Below are 24675 nucleotides of genomic sequence, written 5' to 3'. Positions count from 1 at the left end.
CCCGAAAGGCGGTGGGAGCGGTGCACCTCTCGCGACGAGCACTGCTGTACGCGGGCCTCGCCACCACGGCGACCGCGGCGCTCGGCGGCACCACGGCAGGCTGCTCGGTTCCGAACGGCTCGACCGGCCGGAACATGACCCTCTGGTACTGGACCGGCGGGCTGAGCGACAAGGTCGTGGCGGACGCCAAGAAGCGCTTCACCGATGTCTCGCTCAAACCCGCCCAGATCGGCGGCTACTTCAAATCCAAGCTGCTGACCACGATGACCGGGCGCGCCTACGTACCCGACATCACCGGTCTCAAGGGCGAGGACATGGCCTCGTACCTGCCGAACGCGGAGCAGTTCATCGATCTGCGCACACTCGGCGCGGAGAAACTCAAGGACCAGTACCTGCCGTGGAAGTGGGCCGAGGGCATCGCTCCCGACGGCAGCATGATCGGCTTTCCCATCGACACCGGCCCGGTCGCCCACTACTTCATGCCCGAGGTGTTCGACCGGGCGGGGCTGCCGACCGATCCGGCGGACGTCGGCAAGGAGATGGACACCTGGGAGAAGTACCTGGCGGCCGGTGAGCGGCTGAAGAAGAAGGTCCGCGGCGCGCATATGGTCATCGACGCGCTCACGATCTACCAGTACATGATCGCGCAGGGCACCCAGCGGTACGTCGATGAGGAACGGCGCTTCATCGGCGACCACGAGCATGTGCGCCGCGCCTGGAACATGGCGATCGACGCGTATGAGCGCGGCCTGTGCTCCCGGTACCAGTCCGGCACCCCGGACGGCAACGCGGCCATCGAGAACGGCCTGCTGCCCAGCCAGATCGGCGCCTCCTGGGTGGCCGGCGACCTCAAGCTGACTGTGCCCAAGACCAAGGGGAAGTGGCGGGTGGCCGCACTGCCCGGCGGCCCGGCCAACAACGGCGGCTCCTTCCTGGCGATCACCAAGTCCTGCCGGAAGCCCGAGCTGGCCTTCGAGATCGTCACCTGGCTGCTGAACGCGGACAACCAGACCCGCGGTTTCACCGATGCCACGCTCTTCCCGTCCACCCCCGCCTCGTACCAGCAGGAGGCGATGCGCGCGCCGGACCCGTTCTTCGGCGGCCAGGCCACCATCGATGTCTTCGGCCCCACGGCCGAGAAGATCCCGATCGCCTACCACAGCCCGTACGACTACCCCCTGGACCAAGCGGTCTCCGACGAACTGCGCAATGTGAACGCCCTGGGCAAGGATCCCCGCCGGGCGTGGAAGGACGCCATGGCCAAGTGCCGGCGCATAGCGGACCACCTGGGAGTGCTGACATGACCGGAGTAGGTGCCGCCCCCACGCTCGGCGCGCCGGCCGACGACGGTGTGAGATCCGTCCCCGCGCGCGCCAAGCCCCGCTCGGTGCTCGGGTACTGGCGGCTGTATCTGGCGATCTCGCCCTTCTATCTGCTCTTCCTGTGCTTCGGCCTGATCCCGGTGGGCTTCTCGCTCTATCTCTCCTTCCACCGGTGGGACGGCCTCGGTTCGATGGAGTACGCGGGCCTGTCGCAGTACCGCTATCTCCTCAGCGACGGACAGTTCTGGAACTCCCTCACCAACACCCTGATCATCTGGGCGATCGCCACCCTGCCCATGCTGTTCATCGCGCTGGTGACCGCGGTGATGCTCAACTCCGCGGTGCGGTTCAAGAACTTCTACCGCTTCGCGTACTTCCTTCCGAACGTCACCTCGGTCGTCGCCGTGGCGATCATCTTCACCTCGATCTTCTCCACCAACTTCGGCCTCGCGAACGCCGTGTTGCAAGGGCTCGGACTCGACCAGGTGGCCTGGCTGAACACGGACTGGGGCATCAAGGTCTCCATTGCCGTGCTGATGACCTGGCAGTGGACCGGCTACAACGCGCTGATCTTCCTCGCCGGGCTCCAGACCATTCCGAGCGAGCTCTACGAGGCCGCCCGCGTCGACGGCGCCGGGCCCGTGCAGACCTTCTTCCGGATCACCGTGCCGATGATGCGGCCGATCATCCTCTTCGCCCTGGTCGTCTCGACCGTCACCGGTCTGCAGAGCTTCACCGAGCCGCAGGTGCTGCTGGCCAACACCAACAACACCTCCACCTTCGCGGGCGGCCCCGGCAACTCCGGCCAGACGATGGTCCTCTATTTCTTCCAGCAGAGCTTCGACAACAACGACTTCGGCTACGGCGCCGCCATCGCCTGGGGCATCTTCCTGGTCGTCGCCATCTTCTCGATCGTCAACTGGCGCCTGGTACAGCGCGGGGAAAAGTAGAGGGAGACCGCAGTGAAAGGAATGAAGGGTACCCGCGCCAGAGGGCTGACCCTGCACATCTCGCTGATCGCCGGTGTGCTCGTCTCGCTCTTCCCGTTCTACTGGACCATCGTGATGTCGACCCATTCGTCGACCGAGATCTTCCAGTACCCGCCGAAGCTGCTGCCGGGCTCGCACTTCGACGAGAACGTCCACCATCTCTTCCAGAAGATCGACTTCTTCGGGTCGATGTTCAACACCCTGATCGTCGCCGTCTCGGTGACCTTCCTCGTGCTGTTCTTCGACTCGCTGGCGGCCTTCGTCTTCGCGAAGTTCCACTTCCCGGGCCGCCGGGCGCTGTTCGTCATCATGATGGGCATCTTCATGGTGCCCGCCCAGCTCCAGGCCATCCCGCAGTTCGTGATCATGGCGAAGCTCGGCTGGATCGGCTCCCTCACCTCGCTCGTCATCCCGGCGGCCGCCAACGCCTTCGGGATCTTCTGGATGCGCCAGTACATGAAGGGCTCCATCCACGACGAACTGATGGACTCCTCCCGGCTGGACGGCTGCGGCTTCCTCCGCCAGTACTGGCATGTGGCGCTGCCCGTGGTCCGGCCCGGCCTCGCCTTCCTCGGCATCTTCACCTTCATGGCCCAGTGGAACGACTACGCCTGGCCGCTGATCGCCCTGATCAACCCGGACCATGTGACGCTCCAGGTCGCCCTCTCGCAGCTCAACAGCGTCAACGGCACCACCGACTACGGCATGGTGATGGCCGGTGCGCTGCTCGCCCTGATCCCGCTGCTCGTCGTGTTCTTCATCGGCGCCCGCCAGATCATGGCGGACCTCGCCAAGGGGGCCATCCGCTGATGGATCCGCGTCCGCTGAACACGCCTTCTTCGTATCCGCGCCCGATGGACCTGCGTCCCTGGGAGTCACCCGAACTCACCTCCTGGCGGCGGCTGCCGATGCACGCCGTGGACCGCGGGGCGGGCGCCCTCTCGCTGGACGACGACCACTGGCGCTTCCAGCTGCTGCCCGCGCCGGAGGTGCCCCCGTCCGAGGACTGGCGGCATCTGAAGGTGCCCGGCGCCTGGACCACACAGGACACCGACGACGTGCCGCAGTACACCAACTGGCGGATGCCCTGGCCCGACTTCCCGCCGCACTCCCCCGCCGCCAACCCCACCGGCGTACACGAGCGCGACGTCGACATCCCGGCCGAGTGGGCCGGGCGCCGCGTCATCCTGCATGTGGGCGCCGCGACCAGCGTGCTGATCGCCGAGGTGAACGGCCGGGCCGTGGGTATCGGCAAGGACTCGCACCTGGCGTCCGAGTTCGACATCACCGACGCGGTACGGACCGGGGAGGCCAACACCGTACGGCTGACCGTGGTCAAGTGGTCCGACGCCTCGCATATCGAGGACCAGGATCACTGGTGGCACGGCGGCATCACCCGCCCCGTCCTCCTCTACGCCACCGACCCGCTGCATCTGGCCGACGTGAAGATCAGCGCCCCCGCCGACGGACGGCTGCGCGTGGAGGTCCAGGTGCGCCACGCGGACGGGCCACTGCCCGCGGGCTGGCGCGTGTCCGGACACCTCGACGGGGTCGGCGGGCTCGCACCGGATGAGGAGTACGCCGCCTGGTGCGTCCGGGAGGACCGGGTCTCGGACTTCCTCGGCGAGGCGCGCCTCCTCGCGACCGTGCCCGACGTACGCCGCTGGTCCGCCGAGACCCCCGAGCTGTACGGGCTCGACATCCGGCTGCACCGCCCCGACGGATCCATCGCCGACACCTCCCGCCACCGCGTGGGCTTCCGCACCGTCGAGATCGTGGGCAACGACCTGCTGATCAACGGCGAACGCGTCTTCATACGTGGCGTCAACCGGCACGACTTCCACCCGCTCACCGGCCGCACCGTCACCCCGGACGAGATGCGCGCCGACCTGGAGACCATCAAGCGCTTCGGCTTCAACGCCGTCCGCACCTCGCACTACCCGAACGACCCCGCACTGCTGGACCTCGCCGACGAGCTGGGCCTCTACCTCGTCGACGAGGCCGACATCGAAAGCCACGACCACGCACACGAGATCGCCGACGACCCCCGCTATCTGGGCGCGTTCGTGGACCGGGTCTCACGCATGGTCCTGAGGGACAAGAACCACGCGTGCGTCATCGTGTGGTCGCTGGGCAACGAGAGCGACTACGGCGCGAACCACGACGCGGCCGCGGGCTGGCTGCGCCGCTACGACCCGACCCGCCCGCTGCAGTACGAGGGGGCGGCCAAGACCGACTGGTCCGGGGCGGACATCGCCTCCGACATCCTCTGCCCGATGTACGCGTCACTGGACGAGATCACCGCGCACGCCGCCTCCGGCGAGCAGACCAGGCCACTCATCCTGTGCGAGTACTCGCACGCCATGGGCAACAGCAACGGTACCCTCGCCGACCACTGGGCGGCCATCGAGACCACCCCGGGTCTCCAGGGCGGCTTCATCTGGGAGTTCTGGGACCACGGCATCCTCCAGCGCCTGGCCACGGGCCGCCCCGCGGGCCCTTCCGCGTCCGGCGCCTACGCCCACGGGGTGGCGGCCGACGGCTACCGCTGGGCGTACGGCGGGGACTTCGGCGATGTGCCGAACGACGGCGCGTTCTGCGCGGACGGTCTGGTCTTCCCCGACCGCACCCCGAAGCCCGCCCTGTACGAGCACCGCGAGATCGCCGCCCCGGTGCGGCTGGCCCGGAGCGAACCTGGCCGCCCGCCGCGCGTCACCAACGCCCAGCACTTCCGCGATGTGTCCTGGCTGACGGCCGAGTGGCGGCTGTCCGTCGAGGACGGCGGCACCCGCACCGCCCCGGCCGTACTGCCCCACCTCCCGCCCGGGACCTCGGCGGAGCTGCCCCTGCCCCACGGGCTGCTGGCCGAACTGCCCGCCGCGGGCGCCGCAGGCGGCGGCGAGGCATGGCTGACGCTGCATGTGACCACACGCCACGACGAGCCCTGGGCGCCGCGCGGCACCGAGGTGTGCGCGCCCCAGATCCAGGTGCGCGAACGGCCCGCCCCTGCGCCGCCGGCGGCGGTGTCCGTGGCGGTGTCCGCCCACTCCCCCGACATCGACGCGGAAGGGCTGTTGCGCCATCCGCTGCTGACCTGTCCGCCCACCTTGAGCCTGTGGCGGGCGCCCACCGACAACGACCTGCTGGGCGGCGCCGCGGACCACTGGCGCACGCTGGGCCTCGACCGGCTCGTGCGCGAACCCGTCTCCGTCGACCGGACGGACGGCCGTATCCGCGTGCGCTCCGCCTACCCGACCGGCGCCGGGCCCGTCGAGCACCAGCAGGTCTTCGGCCTCCTCAATGACGACGGCCTGCTCATCGAGGAGACCGCCGTCCTCCCCGAGGGGCTGATCGATGTCGCACGCGTGGGCACGGTCTTCGAGACGGTGGCCGGGCTGAACCACCTTCAGTGGTACGGCCAGGGACCCTGGGAGACCTACCCGGACCGGCGGACGGGCGGCCCGGTGGGCCACCACCGGGCCCGCGTGGACGGCCTGTTCACCCCTTATCTGCGCCCGCAGGAGAGCGGTGGCCGGTCCGGCGTACGCCGCTTCGCGCTGCTGTCGGACACCGGCACCGGTCTCGGCGTACGGCTGGACGCGCCCCGCCAGGTCTCGGTCACCCGGTACCGCGCGGCCGACCTCGCGGCCGCCTCCCACCACGACGAACTGGCCCCCAGGCCGAGGTGCGTGGTCCATCTCGACGCCGCCCACCGTGGCCTGGGCACCGCGTCCTGCGGTCCGGACACCCTCCCGCGCTACCGGCTGGGCCCCGGCACCTACCGCTGGTCATGGGTGCTGCGCCCGCTGTGAGACGCCCGCGTCGGGTGACGAGGAGGTGATGCGCGCTACGGGGCCGCCTGCCAGCCCAGTGCCGGGCCGAGCCGGGTGGCGATGTCCGTGAGGATCTGGACGTAGTCCTCGTGGTCGAAGGTGAAGGGCAGGGCGAACGCCACCTCGTCGACCTCCCGGAAAGCGGCATGGGAGGCGAGCCGTTCGGCGATCTCCTCGGAAGTGCCGACGAGATCGGGCGCGAACATCATGCGCGCCGGTCCCTGAGGCGTGGCGGTGCGCGGCGTGCGCTGCAGGGCGTACTGCTCATACTTCACGCGCTGCTCCGGCGAGGCGGTGTCGGTGGGGATGACGACGAGCCCTTGGGAGACACGGGCACGGTCGCCGTCGGGGTGGTGGGCGCGGAAGGTCCGTAGGTGCGAGAGCTGGATCTCGGCGAAGTCCTCGGACTCCTCCGCCTTCACGACACTGCTGGTGAGCAGGTTCATTCCGTGTTCACCGGCCCACCGGGCCGACCGCAGGCTGCCACCGCCGTACCACATGCGGCGGCCGAGCCCCGGGGAGTGCGGCTGCACACGGTCGGAGAACACCTCGAAGCCCTCGACACCTCTGAAGTCGGTGACCGGTTCGCCGCGTACGAAGTCCAGCAGTCGTCGCACCCGCTCGTGGCTGAAGTCCTCGACGTCGGCGGTGTCGGGGTAGAGCGCGCCCTTGACCTGGTCGTAGTGGTTCGGCGGACCGACGCTGACCCCCGGGTTGAGGCGGCCCCGGGACAGGATGTCGACGGTCGCGAGGTCCTCGGCCAGCCGCAGCGGGTTCTCCCATCCCACGGGGATGACCGCGGTGCCCAGCTCGATGCGGCTGGTGCGCTGCGAAGCCGCCGCCAGCACGGTCATCGGCGAGGAGATGCCGTATTGCAGATGGCGGTGGCGCACCCAGGCGCTGTCGAAGCCCAGCCGTTCGCCCATCTCGATGATCTGCAAGGTCGACTCATGGCCCCGGCGAGGGTCGGCCTCGTCGAACAGCCCTATGGTCAAGAAACCCAGCTTCCGCAAGGGTTTCGAGGTCAGCGGCATGGTGCGGCTCCTGGTCACATGACGGTCAACGAGGTGAGGCCGACGGCGGTGGCGAACGCGCCGTCGTGGTGGACGAGGGCGGGGCCCTCCGCGGGACCGCCTCCGGACCGAACCTCACCGATGACGAGGAAGTGGTCACCGACCTGTTCACACCGGGTCACGCGGGCGGTGAGCCAGGCCGGTACTCCGTCGAGCACCGGGAGACCGTCGCCCGCATCCTGCCAGGAGACACCCGAGAAGCGGTCGGTGCCACTGCGGGCGAACCCCTCCGCGAGCGCGGCGTTGTGGGCGCCCAGCACATGGACGGCGAAGCGGTCCGCGCGCTGGACGGCACCGGCGGTCGAGGCGGTGGTGCCGAGGTAGAACGAGACCAGGGGCGGATCGAGGGAGACGGAGGTGAACGAGGTCGCGGTGAACCCGGCGGGACCCGGCACGGTGATGACCGTGACGCCGGCCGCGTGCCGGCGCAGGGTCCGTCGGAGTATGTCGCCCCCATCGGCTCCGGTGGGGACGGTCGCCGGCTCGGTGGCGGGGCGGTCGGTGGACACGGTCATGCTGATTCCCTTCCCAGGGGGCGGTGCCGGATGGTCAGGAATGTGCGGGCTGTGCGCCGGTTTCGAGGGTGAGGATCGGGCTCATCCCCCGGTCGGCGCGCAGGCGTTCCAGCCACAGGACGATGGTGGCTGCCGTGGTGCGGTGGGTGGCGTCGTTCAGCACGTCGTGCACGCCCTCGTGCAGTACGCCGAGGGTCGCGTGTGGCAGCCGTCGGGCCAGGCCGCGGGCCTGCTCCAGCGGAGAGATCGGGTCCGCCTCGCCGTGCAGGACCAGGGCGGGGAGGTCGGGCCGGGTGTCGGGGAGCAGATGCGCCGGTACGGGGCCGAAGAGGCGACCTCGGACGAACTCCCGGTCGTCGGTGATCTTCTTGCGGTGGGTCGGGCAAGCGGTACGCGCCGCCAACTCGGCTTCCCAGCCGGAGTCGTGGTCGTCGGCCGCGGCTGGCGCGGGCCCATCCGTCGTCGGCGCGGTTCCGGCGAGGATCAGGCCCGTCGTCGTGAGCGGCGCATCGGTGTCGGCGGCCATGTGCAGGGCCTGGAGGGCGCCGGTGTCGCTGCCGATGAGGACGAGCGGCGCGGTCGGGCGTTCACCCGCGGCCGCCGCCACCTTGGTCAGCACCTCTCGTGCCGTGTGCTCCGGGGCTGTATCGAGGGCGTGCACGACATAGCCGTCCGCCGCGAGTCTGCGGCCGAAGCGCTCGTATGTGCCGCCGTGTTCGCCGCGGCCGGGCAGGACGAGGAGGGTGCCCCGCGGCAGGATTCCGGTGGGTGGCTGCCAGCTGCGCACCGTGGTGGCGGGCACGGTGGGTGCGGTGGTCATCGGGTCTCCTGGGTCTCGATCATGCCGCTGAAGTCGACCGACGATGCGGGCGCCGGAGAGTGTGGGGCCATGGGTCAATTGCCCTTCGAGGGTGGCGGGTTGGATGCGGCGGATGTGCACCGGCGGGCCAGTGCCGCGCGGCCGGCAGCGGTGAGGACGGAGTCGTCCTGCGGGGTGTGCACGCGGCTGCAGAGCACGTCCCGGTAATGCCGCTGGAGGGGGTTGGCATGCGTGAGGCCGTGATTTCCGGTGAGCGTGAGGGCCTGGTCGACGGCGGTGATGGCGGCGCGGGTGCCGAGGACCTTGGCGGCGCCCGCCTGTTCGACGGCCTGCGGGTCGCCCGCGTCGACGCGGGCGGCGAGCGCGTCCACGAGTGTGTCGGCGCCGATGAGGGCCGTCTCGATCTCGCCGACGGCGCTCTGGAAGCGGGGCAGGGTCGCGAGCGGCGCGCCGAGGGCGGTGGGCACGCGCTCGTGGAGGAAGCCGGTCAGCCAGTCACGGGCGGCGCCCGCGACGCCGAGGTAGAGCGCGGTCAGGGCGAGGGCGTTCCAGGCCCCGGTCACCGGGTCGGGGCGGGCGCCCGGCGTGTCGCCGGGCTCGGTGAGGCCGATGACGTCGTCGGCGGGGACCGGTACCGAATCCAGGACGACGTCGTCGCTGCGGCTGGCCCGCAGACCGACGTGGTCCCAGGTCGGCTCCACGGTCAGCCCGGGGCTGTCCGCGCGGACGATGAAGGTGCCGACGCGTACGGGCTCCCCGTCGCCGGGTTCGGTGCGCGCGAAGACCAGCATGCGGCTGAGCCCGATCGCCCCCGTGGAGTACATCTTCCGGCCCGTCAGCAGCCAGTGGCCGCCGTCGCGCCGCGCGGTGGTGGCGGGCAGCCCGCCGCGGATCGGGCTGCCCAGTTCCGGCTCGACGCGCAGGACGTTGACCAGGGCCGGGCCCGCGGCCGACTCGGCGAGCAAGTCGCCGTAGACGGTGGCCGGCCAGGCGGGCGTGCGGGCCTCGGCGGCGTGGACGAACAGCGTCATGGCCGCCACCAGGGCCACGGCCGGGTCCCCGGCGCCGAGGGCGCGCAGGATGCGGGCGGTGTCGGCGAGCCCGGCCCCGGGCCCGCCGTGCCGCGTGGCAACGGTGGCGGTGAGCAGCCCGGCTTCGTGGACCAGGGCGACCCCTTCGGCGGGGAAGGAGGCGTCGCGGTCGTGTGCGGGGGCGCGGGCGGCCAGTGCCGCGGTGAGCGCGGGAAGCCGGTCGAGGTCCAGGGGCGGCAGGGCGGTGGGGCGGTGGGTCCGGTCGGTGGTGGGGGTCATGAGGGTCTCCGGAGTGGCTGTCGCGTCGGGGGTCATGGTCGTACGGGTGCGGCGGCCACGGTGGTCGTACGGAGTGCGGCGCCCGCGGCGGTCCGGTCCCCCGGGAGCGTGGCGATCGGCGCGGCGGACGCGGACCCGAGGGGGAGGTCCGGAGCGACTCCCGTGATGTGGGCGCGTCTGATCGCCCCCACATCACGGGAGTCGAAGAGAAATTCCGGGCCGGGCCGGTGGCGGAAAGCGGTCACCTGCAAGGTGCCGAGCGCTCCCAGGGACGGTGAGAATCGCCGCTCAGCGACAGAGAGCGCTGGAGGTGCGGAGGTAGTCCACGTAGCGGCAGAGCACGCCCGGATGCGTCGAGTGCATATCCCTTATGGTCGTGATCGCAGAAGCCGCTGTCAATGGACACCTTTAGGTGTCTCATTGTGCGGAACCCTGGCGACCTGCGCTTTCGTCAGCGCATCAGCGCTGACGAGGCGGCTACCACCCGGCCCCCGGGCTGCGCGCACTCGTTACGCCGCTACCCGTGCTGCTCGTAGCGCCGCCACTCGCGTCCGCCGTCGCGAGAGATCCATAGCCCTTCGCCCTTCACCAGGTCGTACGTCGCCGTCGTCGCGTCCGCGATGCCGTAGAGGGTCGTGCCGTCGACGGTCATCGACGTGAATTTCGCCGGCGTCCTCACTTCGTGGAAGGCGCTGTTGGCGTGGTCATCGGCGAGCCAGTAGCGGCCGCCTTCCTCGCCGACGAGCAGCCGCCCGTCCGCAAGCACCTCCAGGACCAGCGACTCCGGGCCACGCTTCAGGTCTCGCCAGGGAATGCCGCCGGTGAGGACCGTCCGCCAGTGCTCGCCGCCGTCCGTCGTCACCAACAGGCCGCGTACGCCCTCGCCCCGGGTGAGGGACAGCGCCACGGTGCCACCCCGCGCGGCGAGGATGCCCCCCGTGTACGGCTTCGGGACGGCCGTGGAGCCAAGGATGCGACCGTCGTGCTGCCATACGACGCGGTTGGGGTCTTCGGTCAGGGGCTGGTCCAGGCTCCAGGCCGTGCCTCGCTCGTCGATGGCGAGGCGGATGGCGTCGTCCAGCACTCCGGCCGGGGGCGCCACAGTGCGCGTGGCGGGGCGGTAGATGAGGGACGGCTCCAGTTCGGCGAGCAGGACGTCGCCGGGGCGGGTGCGCAGCGGGGTCTCGGTGCTGATGACCTTGTGCGGCTTGCCGCGTACATCGAGGGCGTACGCTCCCTCGGCTCCCTCGCCCGGCGGTACCCGCACGAAGCCGCCGCGCACCCCCTTGAACGCGGCCGGCGCCGCCTCCGCGTCCGCGTGTTCCGCGTGCTCGGCGACCGTATGACCGTCGGGGCCGACGATGCGCCAGGCGGTGGCGGCCGGCCCCTCGTCGTCCTCGACGTTGCCGGCGTTGTACGTCAGGAGCAGCGAGCCGTCCTCGGCGCGGACGACGTCGGTGGGTGCGCCGGCCGCCTCGATGACACTGGCGGGGCGCGGGTGAGCGTCTTCGATGACGCGCTTGTACCTCGCCTCGCGGCCGCCGTAGTCCCCGTCGTCGGAGCCGCCCCGGCCGCAGGCGGTCAGCGCCAGCGCCACGCTCGCCGCGGCCACGAGCCCGGCCCTCCGCCTGCCGTGCTTCGTCAGCGATGCCATTGCCACATCCTCACATGAGGCGGCGGCCGCCTTGGCGGGAGCAAGCGGACATACAAGTGATTCAGGCTGCGTTGCGCGCGGCCGACGAAGTGATCGCCCACGTCGGACGCCCCCGCTTCCCTCTCGCTGGACCCGAGATGGCTTCGCAGAGCGCCGTCTGTGGCATCCATGTGAAAGAGCCGGGAGGTGCCTCCGTCCTGACGGAGCGCGCCATCGGCCCCAGTGTGCGGACACCGAGCAGGACCTGCCCGCCCCGGGGCGGGCCGTGCTCTCTCTGTTCCGTCGGCCGGAGGAGCGTTTTGAACGGAGCGCTCCGCTCCGATAGGTTGAACGCGACACACTTCGTTCCGCCGACACGGAGGACAGATGAAGGCGACAGGCAGGCCGACGGCTCTGGTGACCGGCGGCAGCCGGGGAATCGGCGCGGCGACTTCGCGTGAACTCGCGGCTCGCGGATACCGCGTGGCGGTCAACTACTTCTCGAACCGTGAGGCGGCCGACCAGGTGGTCAAGCTCATCGAGGCCGACGGCGGCGACGCCTTCGCCGTGCAGGCCGATGTGTTCGACCCCGACCAGGCAGCCGAACTGCTGAAGCGCGCCGCCGTCGACGGACGCCTGGATGTCCTTGTCTGTAACGCCGGCGCCCGTTTCACCCCGACCCCCGTGCAGACCCTGCCCTGGGATGACTTCAAGAGGAAGGTGACGGACGAACTGTCATCCGTCTACACCCTCACCCAGCAGGCCCTGGCGATCATGGGCGCGCGAGGGCAGGGACGGATCTTGTACGTCTCCAGTGCCGTGGCCGACGGTCCACCCACCACGGGTATGGCCGCCCATGGCACCGCCAAGGCCGCACTGAACACCTTCGCCCGCTTCGTCGCCTACGAGGCAGGTCCACTCGGCATCAAGGTCAATGTTGTGGCGCCCGGCTTCGTGCGTACCGAGGCCAGCGCTGGGATGCCGCAGGAATTCCAGCAGCGCTTGGTGGAGCGCACCCCGCTCGGACGGGTCGCGGAGCCGGAGGACGTGGCCCGCGCGATCGCGATGCTCGTCGGCGACGATGCCGGCTTCGTCACCGGCTCGGTGCTCACCGTCGACGGTGGGCACGGGGTGGCGCGTTCTTAAGGGAGAATGCTGCGTCATGGGTGATACGCACACAGGCAAACCGCGAGGCCGCCAACGTGAGGCGGACCGCAACGACGCCCGTCTCATCCAGGCCGCGCGCGAAGTCTTCGCCGAGCGCGGCTGGGACGCCCCCGTCTCGGAGATCGCCCGTCGAGCGGGCATCGGCATGGGCAGTCTCTACCGCCGTTACCCCAGCAAGGAACTACTGGCCCAGCGCATGCGGCTCGCGGGCATGGAGCAGCTCGTCGCCCAGGCACACACGGCACTCGCCGAAGAACCGGACGCGTGGGCCGCCTTCGCCCGATTCCTGCACGACGCGTTGTCGGCCCAGGGGTCAAGCGGTCCGCTTCTCCCACAGGTCGGCGGGCGGCTGCCGGCCACGGACGAAGTCGTGGCCGCCGCCGACCGGCTGCGGGCCGCCCTGGACGACCTGGTGGGAGGCGCGCACCGGGCAGGCGTGCTACGTGCGGATTTCACCTCCGCCGACATCCCGTTGCTGCTCGAACATCTCGCTGCGCGGATTCCCGTCACCGGTGAGCGTGCCACTGCGCTCCATCTGCGCTACCTGGACCTGGTTCTCGCCGGACTGCGCCCCCCGGCCGCCGATCAGACCACCATCCTGCCGGGACCGGCCCCGGACTGGGCGGAGCTCAGCGAGCTATGGAACGCGCCTGGGGTGTGACAGTCCCAACACCCTCGGACAACCCGCCCAGGCTGCCGCGCTCCAGACGGGTGGAGTACTCAACGCTCACTCCGGCGAGCATCGCGGCCTCGCTCCGCCGCAGCCCTGGAACCCGCCGACTGCCGTACACGGGCAGACCCGCCCGCTCAGGCGTGACCTTGTCACGGCGGGACTTCAAAGCGCGGATCTCTGCCCCACCGGGCACCAGGCACCGGCGTGTGGGTGTTGTCAGTCCGGCAGCAGGTTTGAGACCAGGCCGCGTGTCCATTCGGGGGCAGGGCCGGCGCGGAAACCCGCCTCCCGACACCGCCACCTCCGGCGCCAAGTAGGCGGCGCGAGCGCCTGGCACGCCGTCATTTCTCGGCTGGGGCGGGGGCTCGGGGAAGGCGTAGCTGGAAGCATGCTCCGAGGGTCCGGGGGGTGAGGGTGAGGGTGCCTCGGTGGCGGTGGGCCAGGTCGCGGGCGATGGCGAGGCCCAGGCCGGTGCCGCCGTGGTCGCGGGAGCGGGCGTCGTCGAGCCTGACGAAGCGTTCGAAGATGCGCTCGGCGTCCTCGGTGGGCACGCCCGGTCCGTCGTCGTGCACCGTGAGGACGACCCAGGCGTCCTGGTTTCGGATGGTGATCTGGATGCGGTGTGCGGCGTGGCGGGTGGCGTTGTCGATGAGGTTGCGCAGCAGCCGTTCGTATTCGTCGAGGTTTCCGTGTGCGTGTGCGGGGGCGGTGCTGTCGCAGGTGAGGGCCAACGGCCTTTCGGTGAGGGGGTATTGCTCGGTCAGCCGAGTGACGAGGGCCGTCAGGTCGACGGTTTCGGGGTCGGCTGTGGGGGTGCGGGTGTCGAGGCGGGCGAGGAGCAGCAGGTCTTCGGCGAGGGTGTGGAGGCGGCGGGTCTGTCGTGCGGCGGTGGTGGCCGCGGCGGGCCAGTCGGTGCGTTCCGGGTAGGCGAGCGCGACTTCCAGGCTGGCCAGCAGTGTGGTGAGGGGGCTGCGTAGTTCGTGGGCGGCGTCCGCGACGAAGCGGCGTTGCTGGGCGGCGGCGTTGTCGAGGCGCTGGAGGGTGGTGTTGATGGTGGTGGCCAGGGCGGTGATCTCGTGTCCCGTGGCGGGGACGGTGACGCGTTCGCGGGGGTCGCTCGCGGTGACCGAGGCGGTGAGGACGCGGATGGCTTCGACCGGCCGCAGCGCGATACGGACGGCGAAGTAGGCGGCGGCGGCGATCAGTACGAGGCCGACGAGCCCGGCCCGCAGCAGCCGGCCGTCGGTGGCCCTGGTGATTGCCTCGGCGATATCCTCGGCTGCGCGCGGGAGCACCACCACATAGACCCGCAGTTGGGCGTCGGCGGCGACACCCAGAGCGGCGACTTCGTCGCCGCTCAGCTCATCGGCCCTGATCTCGGCGTACATGACCAGGTAGGTCCCACCGTCCTTGTCGAATGCGCCCCCGGGTTTGTAGTCGTGGGGCGCCGGTATGCGGATGGGACGGGTCGTATAGCCCCAGGCTGTCCCGCCATCCGGTGGGGCGGGCGACTCGGCCTTCGGTGGGGCGGGCAGCACATGGCGGGTGCCGGGATCGAACTCCTCCATGCCTCCGCCGTAGGCGACAGCGGCGCGTCGGCCGGTCGCGACGACCTCGTACGGCACGGTGCTTCGGCGAACGGGAGCCGCACCCTCCTTCAACTGATCGAGGAAAGCCAGGAGCTGTTTCTCCGCCTGCCCTTCGGCGATCTGCGTGCTCTGGCGGTAGACGTCGTGGTGTACCCACCAGCCGAGGCCGGCCAGGATGACGGCGGCGGTCGCGGCGACGGCCAGAGCCGTGCGGGACCGTACCGAACGCGGCCACCAGCGGCGTCGCGGCTCAGTCGCGTTCACGGTCGTCCACCAGTCGGTAGCCGGTACCCCGCACGGTCTGTAGCGACTGCCGGTCGAACGCGGTGTCCACCTTCTTGCGGAGGGTGCTGACGCGCGCCTCCACCAGGTTGGGATCCAGGGCTTCGTCGGGCCACGCGTGATAGAGCAGATCGGTTTTGGGGACCGCCTGGCCCGCCCGGCGGGCCAGCAGCTCCAGCACCGCGAACTCCCGGGGTGTCAGGTCCACCCGGGTCCCGGCCCGGCGGCAGATTCGGCCGGCGACGTCCAACGAGAGGTCGCCCACGGCGAGGACGGGCGGGGCGACCGCGGCGGCTCGTCGTACCAGGGCCCGCAGCCGTGCGACGAGCACCAGGTAGGAGAAGGGTTTGGCCAGGTAGTCGTCGGCCCCCGTGTCCAGGGCCTCCGCCTGGTCCCACTCCCCGTCCTTGGCGGTGAGCACCAGGATGGGGGTCGCGTTGCCCTCCCGGCGCAGCTGGTCGCAGACCTTGTAGCCGTTGAGTCCGGGCAGCATCAAGTCCAGTACGACGAGAGCGTATTCGCCGGTCCGGGCCATCCACAGGCCCTGCCTGCCGTCATGGGCGAGGTCGACGCTGTAGCCCTCGGCGGTGAGACCGGTGTGCAGGGTGTGGGCAAGGTCCACCTCGTCTTCGACCACCAGGATGCGCATGCGGTGCAGCCTCGCACAGCGCCGGCCCGCCTTCCTGATCGTCCGGTCAGGTTGGGTCAGCGGCCGGTCAACGAGGTCCCGGCACGCTGGCGGAGTTCTCCACCGCTGCTGAAAGGCCCTGCCGCTGATGTCCGTTGCTGAACGTGGCCCCGCCGTGGCCAGGACGGTTTTCCCTCCCGTGCCCGCCCGTCGGCGATCAGCGGGCCCGGCCAAAGCCGTTGTCGTCATCGCGCCCTTGTCGCTGACCATCGCTCTTGGGCTCTGGGGTATCCGCAGGAAGAACACCATGTGGGGGGACGAGTCCGTCACCTATCAGCTCGCGCACCGCGATCTTTCGCGGATATGGTTCACCGCCCAGCAGATTGATCTGGTCCATGCCCTCTACTACACCGTGATGCATGAGATCTTCGGTCTCTTCGGCGGAGGCCTGCTGACCTTGCGGCTGCCGTCTGTGCTGGCAATGTCCGTGGCGGCGAGCGGAATCGGGCTTCTGGGGCTACGCCTGGCGGGACCCCGTGCCGGGCTGCTGGCCGGGCTGGTGTTTCCGCTCCTTCCGCAGGTACAGAAGTACGCGCAGGAAGGCCGCTCGTATGCCATGGTCTGTGCCCTGGTCACGTGGGCCACCTATGCGCTCGTGGTCAGCGTCCCGCATCGCGCCCGGTGGCGGTGGGCGGTCTATGGCTCCACCATGCTGCTGGCCTGTCTGCTCCATGAGTTCGCGGTCCTCGCCCTGGTCGCACACGGCGTCACACTGGTCGTCTCCCGTGTCCCACGACCGGTGCTGAGGGCGTGGAGTGTGACTGCCGCGGGCGTTGTGGCCGGGCTGTTGCCCCTGGCGATCCGCAGTGCGGGGCAGTCGGGGCAGGTGTCCTGGATCGGCGGACCGGTGCGGCTTCGCTATTTCCTGGTTGTGGCGGTCGTGGGCGTGGCGTGTGCCCGAGCGCGCCTGGGGGTGAGGGGGCCCGTGCGGCTTTCCGTGCTGGCTGTGCCGATTCTTGTGCTTCCGGGCCTTCTGCTGCTGATCGCCTCACTGGTCAAGCCCCTTTTCGTCGACCGGTACGTGCTCTACAGCAATATCGGAATCGCGTTGCTGCTGGGCGCCTGGATGGATTACTTCCACCGACGGCGGTCTTCCCGCACCGTGTGGATCGCGGCGGTTGCCGTACTGGCCGCGCTCGTCCCGCCGAGCCTTTCGCTGAGGACGCCCCAGAGCCGGAGCAATGACGTCACCGCCGTCGGCGCCGCCGTACGCGAGGAAGGCCGTCCCGGCGACGGGCTGCTCTATCTCTCCGGCCAGTACCGGGCCTTCACCGCGGCCAGCCCCGGGGACACCCGTTTCCTGACGGATCTGGCCCTGGCACAGGACGCCGTTTCGTCGAACACACTTGCCGGTGTCGAGCTTCCCGCCCAGGACATAGCGGCACGCATGCTGGAATTCGACCGGATCGTCGCGGTCCGCGGCCCGGCGGGTGCGCAGTCGCCGACCAACCCGCAGGAGGAAGCGAAGGCAAGCACTCTGCGGCGCTACTTCCGCGAGTACGGAACAACCCATGTCAACGGGGCGCGAGTCACCGTCTATGTCCGAGGCCACGCCCCATCTCCGAAGGCCGGTGCTGGATCCGACAGCCCGGGAGCGAGCGGTGGGGTGATGGTATCGCGCGCCCGGTTGTCGACCTCCGCACGGGCAGGCCGGACCGGCGGGGTCCCCGCGGTGACGTCGTCGTCACCGCGGTGGGTCCCACCGGCCGAGCCCATGTCGGCCTGACCGCCCCGCCTGCCCTCCGCGGGACGGCGCTCAGGCGGCCAGTCGTGTCCGTTACGCGGCGCGCAGCGGGGCGAGGGCCCCGCTCCAGGCCAGCACCTGGTCCAGCGTGGCGTTGGTGCCCGCCGGGCGAGCGTCGGCGCGGTCGACGGCCGCACGGCCCGGCGGGCGCGGGGCGGTCAGCGCACCGTCAGCCGCCGCAGGCGTGACACCGCCGCATGTTCCGATCCGTCGAGCTCGAGGCTGACGTAGCGGGCCGTCCCGGCGGCGGTCAGCCGGCGCGCGCGGCCCCGGCCGGTGAGGCTCCCGGCGTCCCGGTAGGTGATGCCGTCCGTGCTGAAGCCGACCTTCGCTCCCGGCACCGCGCCCGACGTCCACTCCGCCTCCACCAGGCGGACCGGGCGGGCCGCACCGAGGTCCACGACCATGCGGCCGCGCGTGCCCGGTGTCCACGCGGTGTTGGCGTCGCCGTCCACCGCCGCCGCGGGGTCGGACATGCCCTCCGGCAGCGGGCTCGTGGGGAAGACGGGCCTGCCGAGAGCCAGGTCGTCGTGCGGGTAGGCGGCCGCGCCGGCCAGGACGACGGTGATCGTCCGGCCCGCTCGGACGACGGCGACCTGGCTGCGCCCCTGGGCCCGGACGCGCAGGGTGCAGGAGGCCCCGGACAGGCGCACGGTCGCGCCGTCGACGACCTGGACCCGCAGTCCCGACGGCAGGGATCGGCGCGTGAGGGGGGTGAGCGTGAAGCGCGGGGGCAGTACGGCCGCCGTGGCGGCGGGCAGCGCGGCCTCGAAGGACGTGCCGTCGGCGGTCAGCCGCTGCGTGCCCTCGAAGACCACCGTGTCCTCCGTGCCGGTGCGCGGGATCGTGATCCGCGTCCTGACGGGCTCGCCGGAGAGGTTGAACAGGGTCAGGTGTCCGTCCGTCAGCGTCGTGCGCACCGCGGTGTCCTCCGCCGTGGGTGCGGTACCCCGGGCGGTCGCGCGCAGCTTCCCGGCCGACGTGCCGGGGAAGCCCTCGACGAGGAGGGGTGCCGCCGGGCCGTCGCCGAGGACGATCTTGTCGTCGTAGACGCCGATCGGGCTCCGGCCGTCACGCACCACGAGCCCGGCGCGCCCGTCGACGTCGAGCCAGCCGCCGCGGCTGCTCACCGCCGGGCTCGGCCCGGCTGCCAGGTCGCTCCAGTGCTGGCCGTCCGTGGAACCCTGGATGCGGTAGGCGCGGCCGGCCGCCGATTCCCAGCGCAAGGTGACCCGGTCGATCCGGCGCTCGGCGCCGAGGTCGACGGCCAGCCAGCTGTCGGCGCGCGGGCGGTCGGCCTTCGACACCGCCCAGCGGGTGGCCGCGTCGCCGTCGACCGCGAGCGGCGCGCCCCTCCCGGCGTCGGCCGACGAGGCGGTGGCGGACCCGCCGCGCGCGAGGTCGGCGCCCTGGGCGCCGTCGCGCACCTCGAAGGCGTACAGGGAGTACCCGTAGGCCGGGTCGGGTCGCACGCCGAGCATGCGGACGTGGCGCACCGTCGTGGAGGTGAAGCCGAGGTCGTCGACCCGTCCGGCGGGTGTGTCGGTGGAGGTGTCGCGGGCGCGGACGGTCGCCTCGCCCTCCTCGAAGCGGTAGGTGCGCGCGCCGTCGAGCCCCGGCATGCCGGGCATCGTCAGGTTGTGTACCTCGAGGTGGCCCTCCGCGTCGGCGATGCCGCTGCTCGCGTAGACGACGGCGCCTGTCGGGAGCGTCGCGAACCCGGCCCAGCCGCCGTCGAGGCGCAGCAGCGTCGCGCTGCCGTCGAAGCCGTCGCGCAGGGACTCGTATACGCGCACGGTACGGCCCTGGATCTTCGCGTCGGAGGCGGGCAGGAACATCGGGGTGGCGCCGCTGAGCCGGAACAGCCAGTCGTCGTGCCCCGGCTGCCAGGCGAACTTCACGAACCCGGGCTTCGTCACGGCACCGGCCCACGCGGTGCGCGACTGGTGCGACACCAGTCCGGGGCCGGTCCCGAAGTCCGTGACGCCGGACGCCCGCGCGAACATCTCCTCACGCGAGAGCGCCTCGACGGGCCGCCCGGACGCCGCCGCCCACACATGCAGCAGATAGCTGATCGCGATCTCGGCGCGCGCCTCCGGCTCGTACTTCGGCTCCCCCGAGAACTTCGCCATCCGGTGCTCGGGCGGGTACTGCTGGTACGCCTCCAGCCGCGACGCCAGCTCCTGCTCCGCGCGCGCCGCGGCCCGGTCCCGCATCACCTGGGAAAGGAAGGCGAGCGGGATGACGTCCCTGCCGTAGAGGTGCTCGCGGTCGGCGACCATCGGCATCAGCGGTTCGCCCGCGTCGCTCATGACGCCCAGCAGGGTGCGCCACAGCGGCTGGGCGTTCGGCTGCCGCGCGAGGACCTGCGGGAGGGGGCGTCCGGCGGCCAGGAAGTGCGCGGCGTTGCGGCCGGAGGTGCGCCACAGCTCCTCCTGGTAGTGCGGGCCGAAGGAGCCGTGGTTCTCGACGATGAAGGTGTCGTACAGGTTGCGGGCGGTGTTCTCGGAGACGGCGACGCCGTCCACGCGGGCGGGGTTGGCGAGGTCGGCGGGCGGCAGCCCCGCCTCGTTGCGCGACCAGATGCCGTACCACGTGGCCCAGTCGGCGGCGCGGCGGTCCTCGGGGGCCCACGCGAGCGCCGGTGCGAGGGTCTGCGCGTACAGGCCCATCTCTTCCAGCTTGGTGTCGCCGACGTATCCGCCGCTCAGGCCGTTCGGCGTCCAGTCGCCCGAGGCGGGGTCGTCGCCGCTGCCCAGCGACACGGTGTAGGCGGCCTGTTCGCGGACGATGGTCTCGACGTTCTGCCGCGTCGCGGTGTCGAGGTCCTTCCACAGCAGCCGGGCGGCGAGGACGAAGTACGACTGGAAGGTGGTGTCGAAGAAGAGCTTGCGGCCCCACTCGTCGCCGCCGGTGAGCCGGTTCGACGCGGCGAAGTGACGGATCGTGGCGAGCGTGCGCCGCTCGAGGGTCTCCCGGTCGGTGCCCGCGCGCGCCGCGTCATAGGTGCCGTGGGTGAGCAGGACCGCGTTGCCGAGCACCACGGCGAACCCGAAGTCCTTGGCGCGGTAGTGGCCCTGGGCCTCGTCCCACTGCGTCTCGGACCACCGGGTGTGGTCCAGGAGCACCCGCAGATAGGTGGCCGCGACGGCGTCGGGCGGCGTGTCCGTGCTGCCGTGCGCCGCCTGGGCGCTCGCGGCTGCGGTGAGCGGGGGCAGGGCGGCCAGCGCACCCGTGAGACCGGCGAGGTGCAGGAAGCGGCGGCGGTCCAGGGGCAGGGGCTGATGCGACACGGGGCGATACCTCGCAGGATGGACAACGTTGTCAAAAGAGGGGCGGCGCACATTCTTCGACGGTCCGGTCCATGCGTCAACGGGTGCGACGTCAGCCGTTCACCCGTTTTCACGGGGCCGTCCGTGCGGCCGGGGTGTTTCCGGGCAGGTTTGGCCGGCCGGTGGGGGCAGGGCCGCCCACCGGCCGTTTCGGGGGTCGTGCGGCGGTCCGGTCCGCCACCCGTGTCACATCAGAAGCCGGAGCCACCTCAGCTTCGCCGCCGCCTGGTACGGCCCGCCGCCCTCGTGGCCGTTGAAGTCGTACACCTCGATGGACTTCTCCTCGTGGGCCCAGGCGTTGAAGGCCGCGAACACGGTGGAGGGCGGGCACGTCTGGTCCTCGAGGGCGGTGGAGAAGAGCGCGGGTGCCCGGCCGCGAGCGGCGAAGTGGACGCCGTCGAAGTAGGAGAGCGTGCGCAGCGCTTCCTCGGTGCGACCGCGATGCGTGCGCAGGAACAGGCCGATTTCCCGGTACGGGGCCGAGTCCGTCAGGGTGACGGCGCGCGGGAAGTCGCACAGGAACGGCACGTCCGGGGCGACCGCCAGCACGTCGGGGACCAGCCCTCCCACCGCGAGGGAGATCCCGCCGCCCTGGCTCTCCCCGATGACCGCCGTACGGGAGGCGTCGATGAGCGGATGCGTGCGGGCGGCTTCCACCGCCCGCACGGCATCCGTGAACACCCGCCGGTAGTAGTAGTTCTCGGGCGCGTCGATTCCGCGGGTCATGAATCCCGGGTAGGCGGGGGCGGCGCCCACCGGATCCGGAGTGCCTCCCCCGCCGCCCCAGCCGCTGCCCTGTCCGCGGGTGTCCATCACGAAGTGCGCCCGGCCGGTGGACGCCCAGAGCAGATGCTCGTGAGGCAGTCCCCGCCCGCCTCCGTACCCCACGAACTCCACGACCAGGGGCACCGGTTCGGCGGCCGCCGCGGGCAGCGTCAGCCAGCCCTTCACCGGGTGACCGCCGAAGCCGGCGAACGTGGCGTCGTACACCCGCACCGTGACAAGGCCCGTGTCGACGGGCTCGAAGCGGGCGTCGAGGTCGTGCTGCCGCGCCTCCGTCAGTGTGGCGGACCAGAACGCGTCGAAGTCTTCCGGTTCGGCGGAAGCGCTGCGGTAGCGGTGCAACTGTTCGCGTGGAAGGTCGAAAAGTGCCATGCAGGACTGTCTTCCTCAGAAGGGCCGGTGGTCAGGCGGTGGGTACCCGGGGCCGGCGGGGACGGTGTCTACCCCCGGGCCATCGCGATGGATCCGGCGAGGCGTTCGCCCGCTTCGTAGATCATGTACGGGACGCCGTGGTCCGTGCCGAAGGAAGGGGCCGCGGCCCGGCCGTTCTCGGGTGCCGATGAATGGGAGTCGTAGAAGACGCCGAGGTGCTTGCGGAGCGAGAAGTCCTTGCCCACCTCGGTGATCATGAGGTCGCCGCCGCTCGCCTTGTCCTTGTTGTAGACGACGAACGCGGAGCCGCCGCGGGTCAGCAGGTGCGGGCCGCCGACGTTGACCGCGCCGACGTCCGAGTGGCGCACCAGCGGCGTCTGGGCGAAGGTCCAGTTGCGGCCGTCCGCGGACCAGCCCCAGCCGATGTCCCGGTGGTCGGTGGTGTTGTTGATCATGAACAGCATGACGTAGTGGGCGCCGCGGGAGGGCAGGTCGTATCGGAACACCCGGGCGTAGGAGGTCTCGGTGGTGCCGGCGGGCATCATGGACGTGCTCAGGACCACCTTGTCGTAGGTGAAGTGGATCCCGTCCTTCGAGCGGGCGAGGCGGGTGGTGGTGTTCTCGCCGTGGAAGTACAGCCAGAACTCCTTGACGTCCTCCTTCCACAGCACATGCGGCGAGGAGACGTGGCTGACGGAGTAGTGCGGGTCCCATCTGTTGGACACGATCGGGTTCGACGGGTACTCGGTGAACGGGCCTTCCAGGGAGTCCCCGTAGGCCAGGCAGATGCCGCCCGGCGCGTCGTGCGGCGCGTAGTAGAGGTAGTACCGGCCCAGGGGGTTGGCCAGCTTGTCGTAGACCCCGCGGATCGTCGGGAAGATGATCTCGCCCGTCGGGTTGTACTTCAGCTTCGACGGGGTGAGCAGCGTACGGACGTAGGTGTAGCTCGGGAATCCGCCGGGCGCGGCCGAGGCGGACGGCGTGGCCGAGGCGGACGGCGTGGCCAGTCCGCCGACGGTGAGCGCCGCGCCGGAGAGGGCGGTGGCGCGCAGGAACATACGGCGGTCGAGGCCGGACTGCGGCTCGGGCATGATCGGCTCCTTGGGTCGGATACTGCGGGTTCGGGTGGCCGGGGGTTCGGTGGCCGGGGATTCGGTGGCCGGGGATTCGGTGGCCGGGGATTCGGTGGCCGGGGATTCGGTGGCTACGCGTTCGGGTGGCTGCGCGGGGCGGTCGAGGCGTGGGGCGGGACGGCTTCGGTCACAGCTCGGTGAAAGCGGTGACGCACAGACCGCCGAGGGCCACGGCCCACACGTACGGCAGGGTGCGCAGCATCACCTGGTGCGGGGAGACGCCCGCGTACTGGGCGCTCCACACGGTCTGGGTGCTGGTCGGGTCGGACACGCCGAAGACCTGGTTGTACGAGGCCGTCATGCCGAGGACGGCGACGGCCGGGTAGATGCCGGTGGCGACGAGGACGCCCGCGATGCCGGCGCCGAGACCGAAGACGTTCAGGGGGCCGCGGAACAGGCACAGCGGCACCAGCAGGGTGAAGACGAGGATGAACAGGACGGTGTTCTGCGGGCTGACGGCCTTGACGAGAGGCTGCAGGGCGTCGACGGCGCCGGGCAGCTTGACCGCGGCGAGCAGGATGCCGATCGCCACGAAGAGGGTGATGGGCGGGGCGGCCACCTCGAATCCGCCGTAGAGGGTGCGCAGCAGGCGGCGGTTCATCTCCCGCGGCCGGGTCGTCGTCACCAGCGCGTACAGCACGCCGCCGAGGAGCGAGGGGATGATGGCCACGTCCAGGCCGAGGGCGAGGGTGAGCGGGACCGCCGGGGTGAGCAGGGCGTACCAGGGGGCGTCGCCGAGCCGTCGGCGGCGGTCGCCGCGCGAGGGCCGGGCCTGCACCGACTTCAGGGACCAGGTGTGCTCGACGCCGCGGCGCCGGGACTCCACGAGGACGTAGGCGACGGCGGCCACCAGGGCGAACGGGAACAGCTTCACCATGAAGCCGCGCACCGTGTCGACGGGCAGGTCCAGGGCGGTGGAGAAGAACTGCCACACCGGCAGCTCGAACGGCACGCCCACGGCGATCCCCATGAGGACCGTGCCCGCCGCGGTCACCTTGGGGATGCCGACCGCGATCATCGCGGGGATGCCGATCAGACCGGCGAGCATCGCGGCGGGCGCCGATCCGGTCACGGTGCCGACCACCGCGGACACGGCGAGCACGCCGAGGGCCACGAACACCGGCCGGTCGCCGCCGAATTCGACGATCTTACGGACCAGGGTGCCCGCGATACCGGTCTCCTCCAGGAGCTTGCCGAGCCACGAGCCGAGCAGGATCGCGATCATCGTGGCGGCGAGCGCGGGCGCCCCCTCCTGGAGCACCGTGTCGAGCACGCTGCCCTTGCCGGTGAGCGGCGCGTCCGCCAGGAACGCGATCACCACGGCGAGCAGCACCAGGGCGAACGCCGTGGGCAGCTTGCGGGTGAGCATGGCGGCGACTCCCGCCGCCATGACGAGCAGAATGACGACACCCATCGA

Annotated in this window: 18 protein-coding genes and 1 pseudogene; 7 read left to right on the top strand and 12 right to left on the bottom strand. The window is 71.1% G+C overall.

The features are described 5' to 3' along the window. Window positions 1–20: 20 nt before the first annotated feature. Genes AS97_RS43545 through AS97_RS43530 form a run of 4 tightly spaced genes read left to right on the top strand, consistent with a single transcriptional unit; the run spans window position 21 to window position 6123 of the window. Window positions 21–1304 (top strand): extracellular solute-binding protein, encoded by a 1284-nt coding sequence (locus AS97_RS43545; RefSeq protein ID WP_059144441.1) that lies wholly within the window; start codon window positions 21–23, stop codon window positions 1302–1304. Beyond that, the gene (locus tag AS97_RS43540) at window positions 1301–2272 is read left to right on the top strand and encodes a sugar ABC transporter permease (protein WP_210566845.1); all 972 of its coding nucleotides are present in this window, start codon (window positions 1301–1303) and stop codon (window positions 2270–2272) included. Before AS97_RS43545 ends, AS97_RS43540 begins: the two co-directional genes overlap by 4 nt. Before the next feature lie 12 nt (window positions 2273–2284). Next, entirely contained in the window at window positions 2285–3121 is an 837-nt protein-coding gene (locus AS97_RS43535) for a carbohydrate ABC transporter permease (protein WP_093467904.1), read from the top strand. Window positions 3122–3165: 44 nt separating this feature from the next. Further along, window positions 3166–6123 carry a glycoside hydrolase family 2 TIM barrel-domain containing protein gene (locus tag AS97_RS43530; protein ID WP_210566844.1) on the top strand — a complete coding sequence of 986 codons (2958 nt, stop codon included), beginning with the start codon at window positions 3166–3168 and terminating at the stop codon, window positions 6121–6123. Window positions 6124–6158: 35 nt separating this feature from the next. On the opposite strand, the gene AS97_RS43525 is transcribed toward AS97_RS43530, so the two are convergent. The 5 genes from AS97_RS43525 to AS97_RS43505 form a co-directional block, all read right to left on the bottom strand. After that, window positions 6159–7178 carry an LLM class flavin-dependent oxidoreductase gene (locus AS97_RS43525; protein WP_059144405.1) on the bottom strand — a complete coding sequence of 340 codons (1020 nt, stop codon included), beginning with the start codon at window positions 7176–7178 and terminating at the stop codon, window positions 6159–6161. A 14-nt stretch (window positions 7179–7192) separates the two neighbouring features. Next, window positions 7193–7732 (bottom strand): flavin reductase family protein, encoded by a 540-nt coding sequence (locus AS97_RS43520; protein WP_059144404.1) that lies wholly within the window; start codon window positions 7730–7732, stop codon window positions 7193–7195. A 34-nt stretch (window positions 7733–7766) separates the two neighbouring features. Next, window positions 7767–8552 carry a lysophospholipase gene (locus AS97_RS43515; protein ID WP_236670347.1) on the bottom strand — a complete coding sequence of 262 codons (786 nt, stop codon included), beginning with the start codon at window positions 8550–8552 and terminating at the stop codon, window positions 7767–7769. Between the two features lie 74 nt (window positions 8553–8626). Continuing rightward, window positions 8627–9862, bottom strand: a complete 1236-nt coding sequence (locus tag AS97_RS43510; RefSeq protein WP_210566843.1) for an acyl-CoA dehydrogenase family protein — start codon at window positions 9860–9862, stop codon at window positions 8627–8629. Between the two features lie 517 nt (window positions 9863–10379). Beyond that, the gene (locus tag AS97_RS43505; RefSeq protein ID WP_210566842.1) at window positions 10380–11516 is read right to left on the bottom strand and encodes a hypothetical protein; all 1137 of its coding nucleotides are present in this window, start codon (window positions 11514–11516) and stop codon (window positions 10380–10382) included. A gap of 366 nt (window positions 11517–11882) precedes the next feature. Between AS97_RS43505 and AS97_RS43500 the strand changes: the two genes are divergently transcribed. After that, window positions 11883–12641 carry an SDR family oxidoreductase gene (locus AS97_RS43500; protein WP_059144400.1) on the top strand — a complete coding sequence of 253 codons (759 nt, stop codon included), beginning with the start codon at window positions 11883–11885 and terminating at the stop codon, window positions 12639–12641. A gap of 16 nt (window positions 12642–12657) precedes the next feature. Then, on the top strand, window positions 12658–13323 hold the full coding sequence (locus tag AS97_RS43495; protein ID WP_210566841.1) for a TetR/AcrR family transcriptional regulator: 666 nt from the start codon (window positions 12658–12660) through the stop codon (window positions 13321–13323). 7 nt (window positions 13324–13330) lie between these two features. Here AS97_RS43495 and AS97_RS48140 read toward each other — a convergent pair. The 3 genes and pseudogenes from AS97_RS48140 to AS97_RS43485 form a co-directional block, all read right to left on the bottom strand. Further along, a pseudogene (locus tag AS97_RS48140) lies at window positions 13331–13528 on the bottom strand (transcriptional regulator); the annotation flags it as partial. Between the two features lie 148 nt (window positions 13529–13676). Continuing rightward, window positions 13677–15188 carry a HAMP domain-containing sensor histidine kinase gene (locus AS97_RS43490; RefSeq protein ID WP_210566840.1) on the bottom strand — a complete coding sequence of 504 codons (1512 nt, stop codon included), beginning with the start codon at window positions 15186–15188 and terminating at the stop codon, window positions 13677–13679. Then, a complete protein-coding gene (locus AS97_RS43485; RefSeq protein ID WP_210566839.1) occupies window positions 15175–15855 on the bottom strand; it encodes a response regulator transcription factor in 681 nt (226 codons plus the stop codon). Before AS97_RS43485 ends, AS97_RS43490 begins: the two co-directional genes overlap by 14 nt. 127 nt (window positions 15856–15982) lie before the next feature. On the opposite strand from AS97_RS43485, the gene AS97_RS43480 reads away from it, so the two are divergent. Beyond that, window positions 15983–17620 carry a glycosyltransferase family 39 protein gene (locus AS97_RS43480; RefSeq protein WP_210566838.1) on the top strand — a complete coding sequence of 546 codons (1638 nt, stop codon included), beginning with the start codon at window positions 15983–15985 and terminating at the stop codon, window positions 17618–17620. Between the two features lie 176 nt (window positions 17621–17796). Here AS97_RS43480 and AS97_RS43475 read toward each other — a convergent pair whose 3' ends face one another. The 4 genes from AS97_RS43475 to AS97_RS43460 form a co-directional block, all read right to left on the bottom strand. Then, a complete protein-coding gene (locus AS97_RS43475; RefSeq protein ID WP_210566837.1) occupies window positions 17797–20931 on the bottom strand; it encodes a discoidin domain-containing protein in 3135 nt (1044 codons plus the stop codon). A 225-nt stretch (window positions 20932–21156) separates the two neighbouring features. After that, a complete protein-coding gene (locus tag AS97_RS43470; RefSeq protein ID WP_059144395.1) occupies window positions 21157–22125 on the bottom strand; it encodes an acetylxylan esterase in 969 nt (322 codons plus the stop codon). A 68-nt stretch (window positions 22126–22193) separates the two neighbouring features. Next, a complete protein-coding gene (locus AS97_RS43465) occupies window positions 22194–23216 on the bottom strand; it encodes a hypothetical protein (RefSeq protein ID WP_059144394.1) in 1023 nt (340 codons plus the stop codon). 169 nt (window positions 23217–23385) lie between these two features. Then, complete coding sequence (locus AS97_RS43460) at window positions 23386–24672, bottom strand: TRAP transporter large permease subunit (RefSeq protein ID WP_059144393.1); 1287 nt, start codon at window positions 24670–24672, stop codon at window positions 23386–23388. Window positions 24673–24675: the final 3 nt, after the last annotated feature.

The sequence above is a fragment of the Streptomyces sp. AgN23 genome (assembly GCF_001598115.1).
In the GTDB taxonomy this organism is placed as follows: domain Bacteria; phylum Actinomycetota; class Actinomycetes; order Streptomycetales; family Streptomycetaceae; genus Streptomyces; species Streptomyces antimycoticus.
Note: the sequence above shows the minus strand (reverse complement) of the source record. Positions and strands in the feature narration are given on the sequence as shown.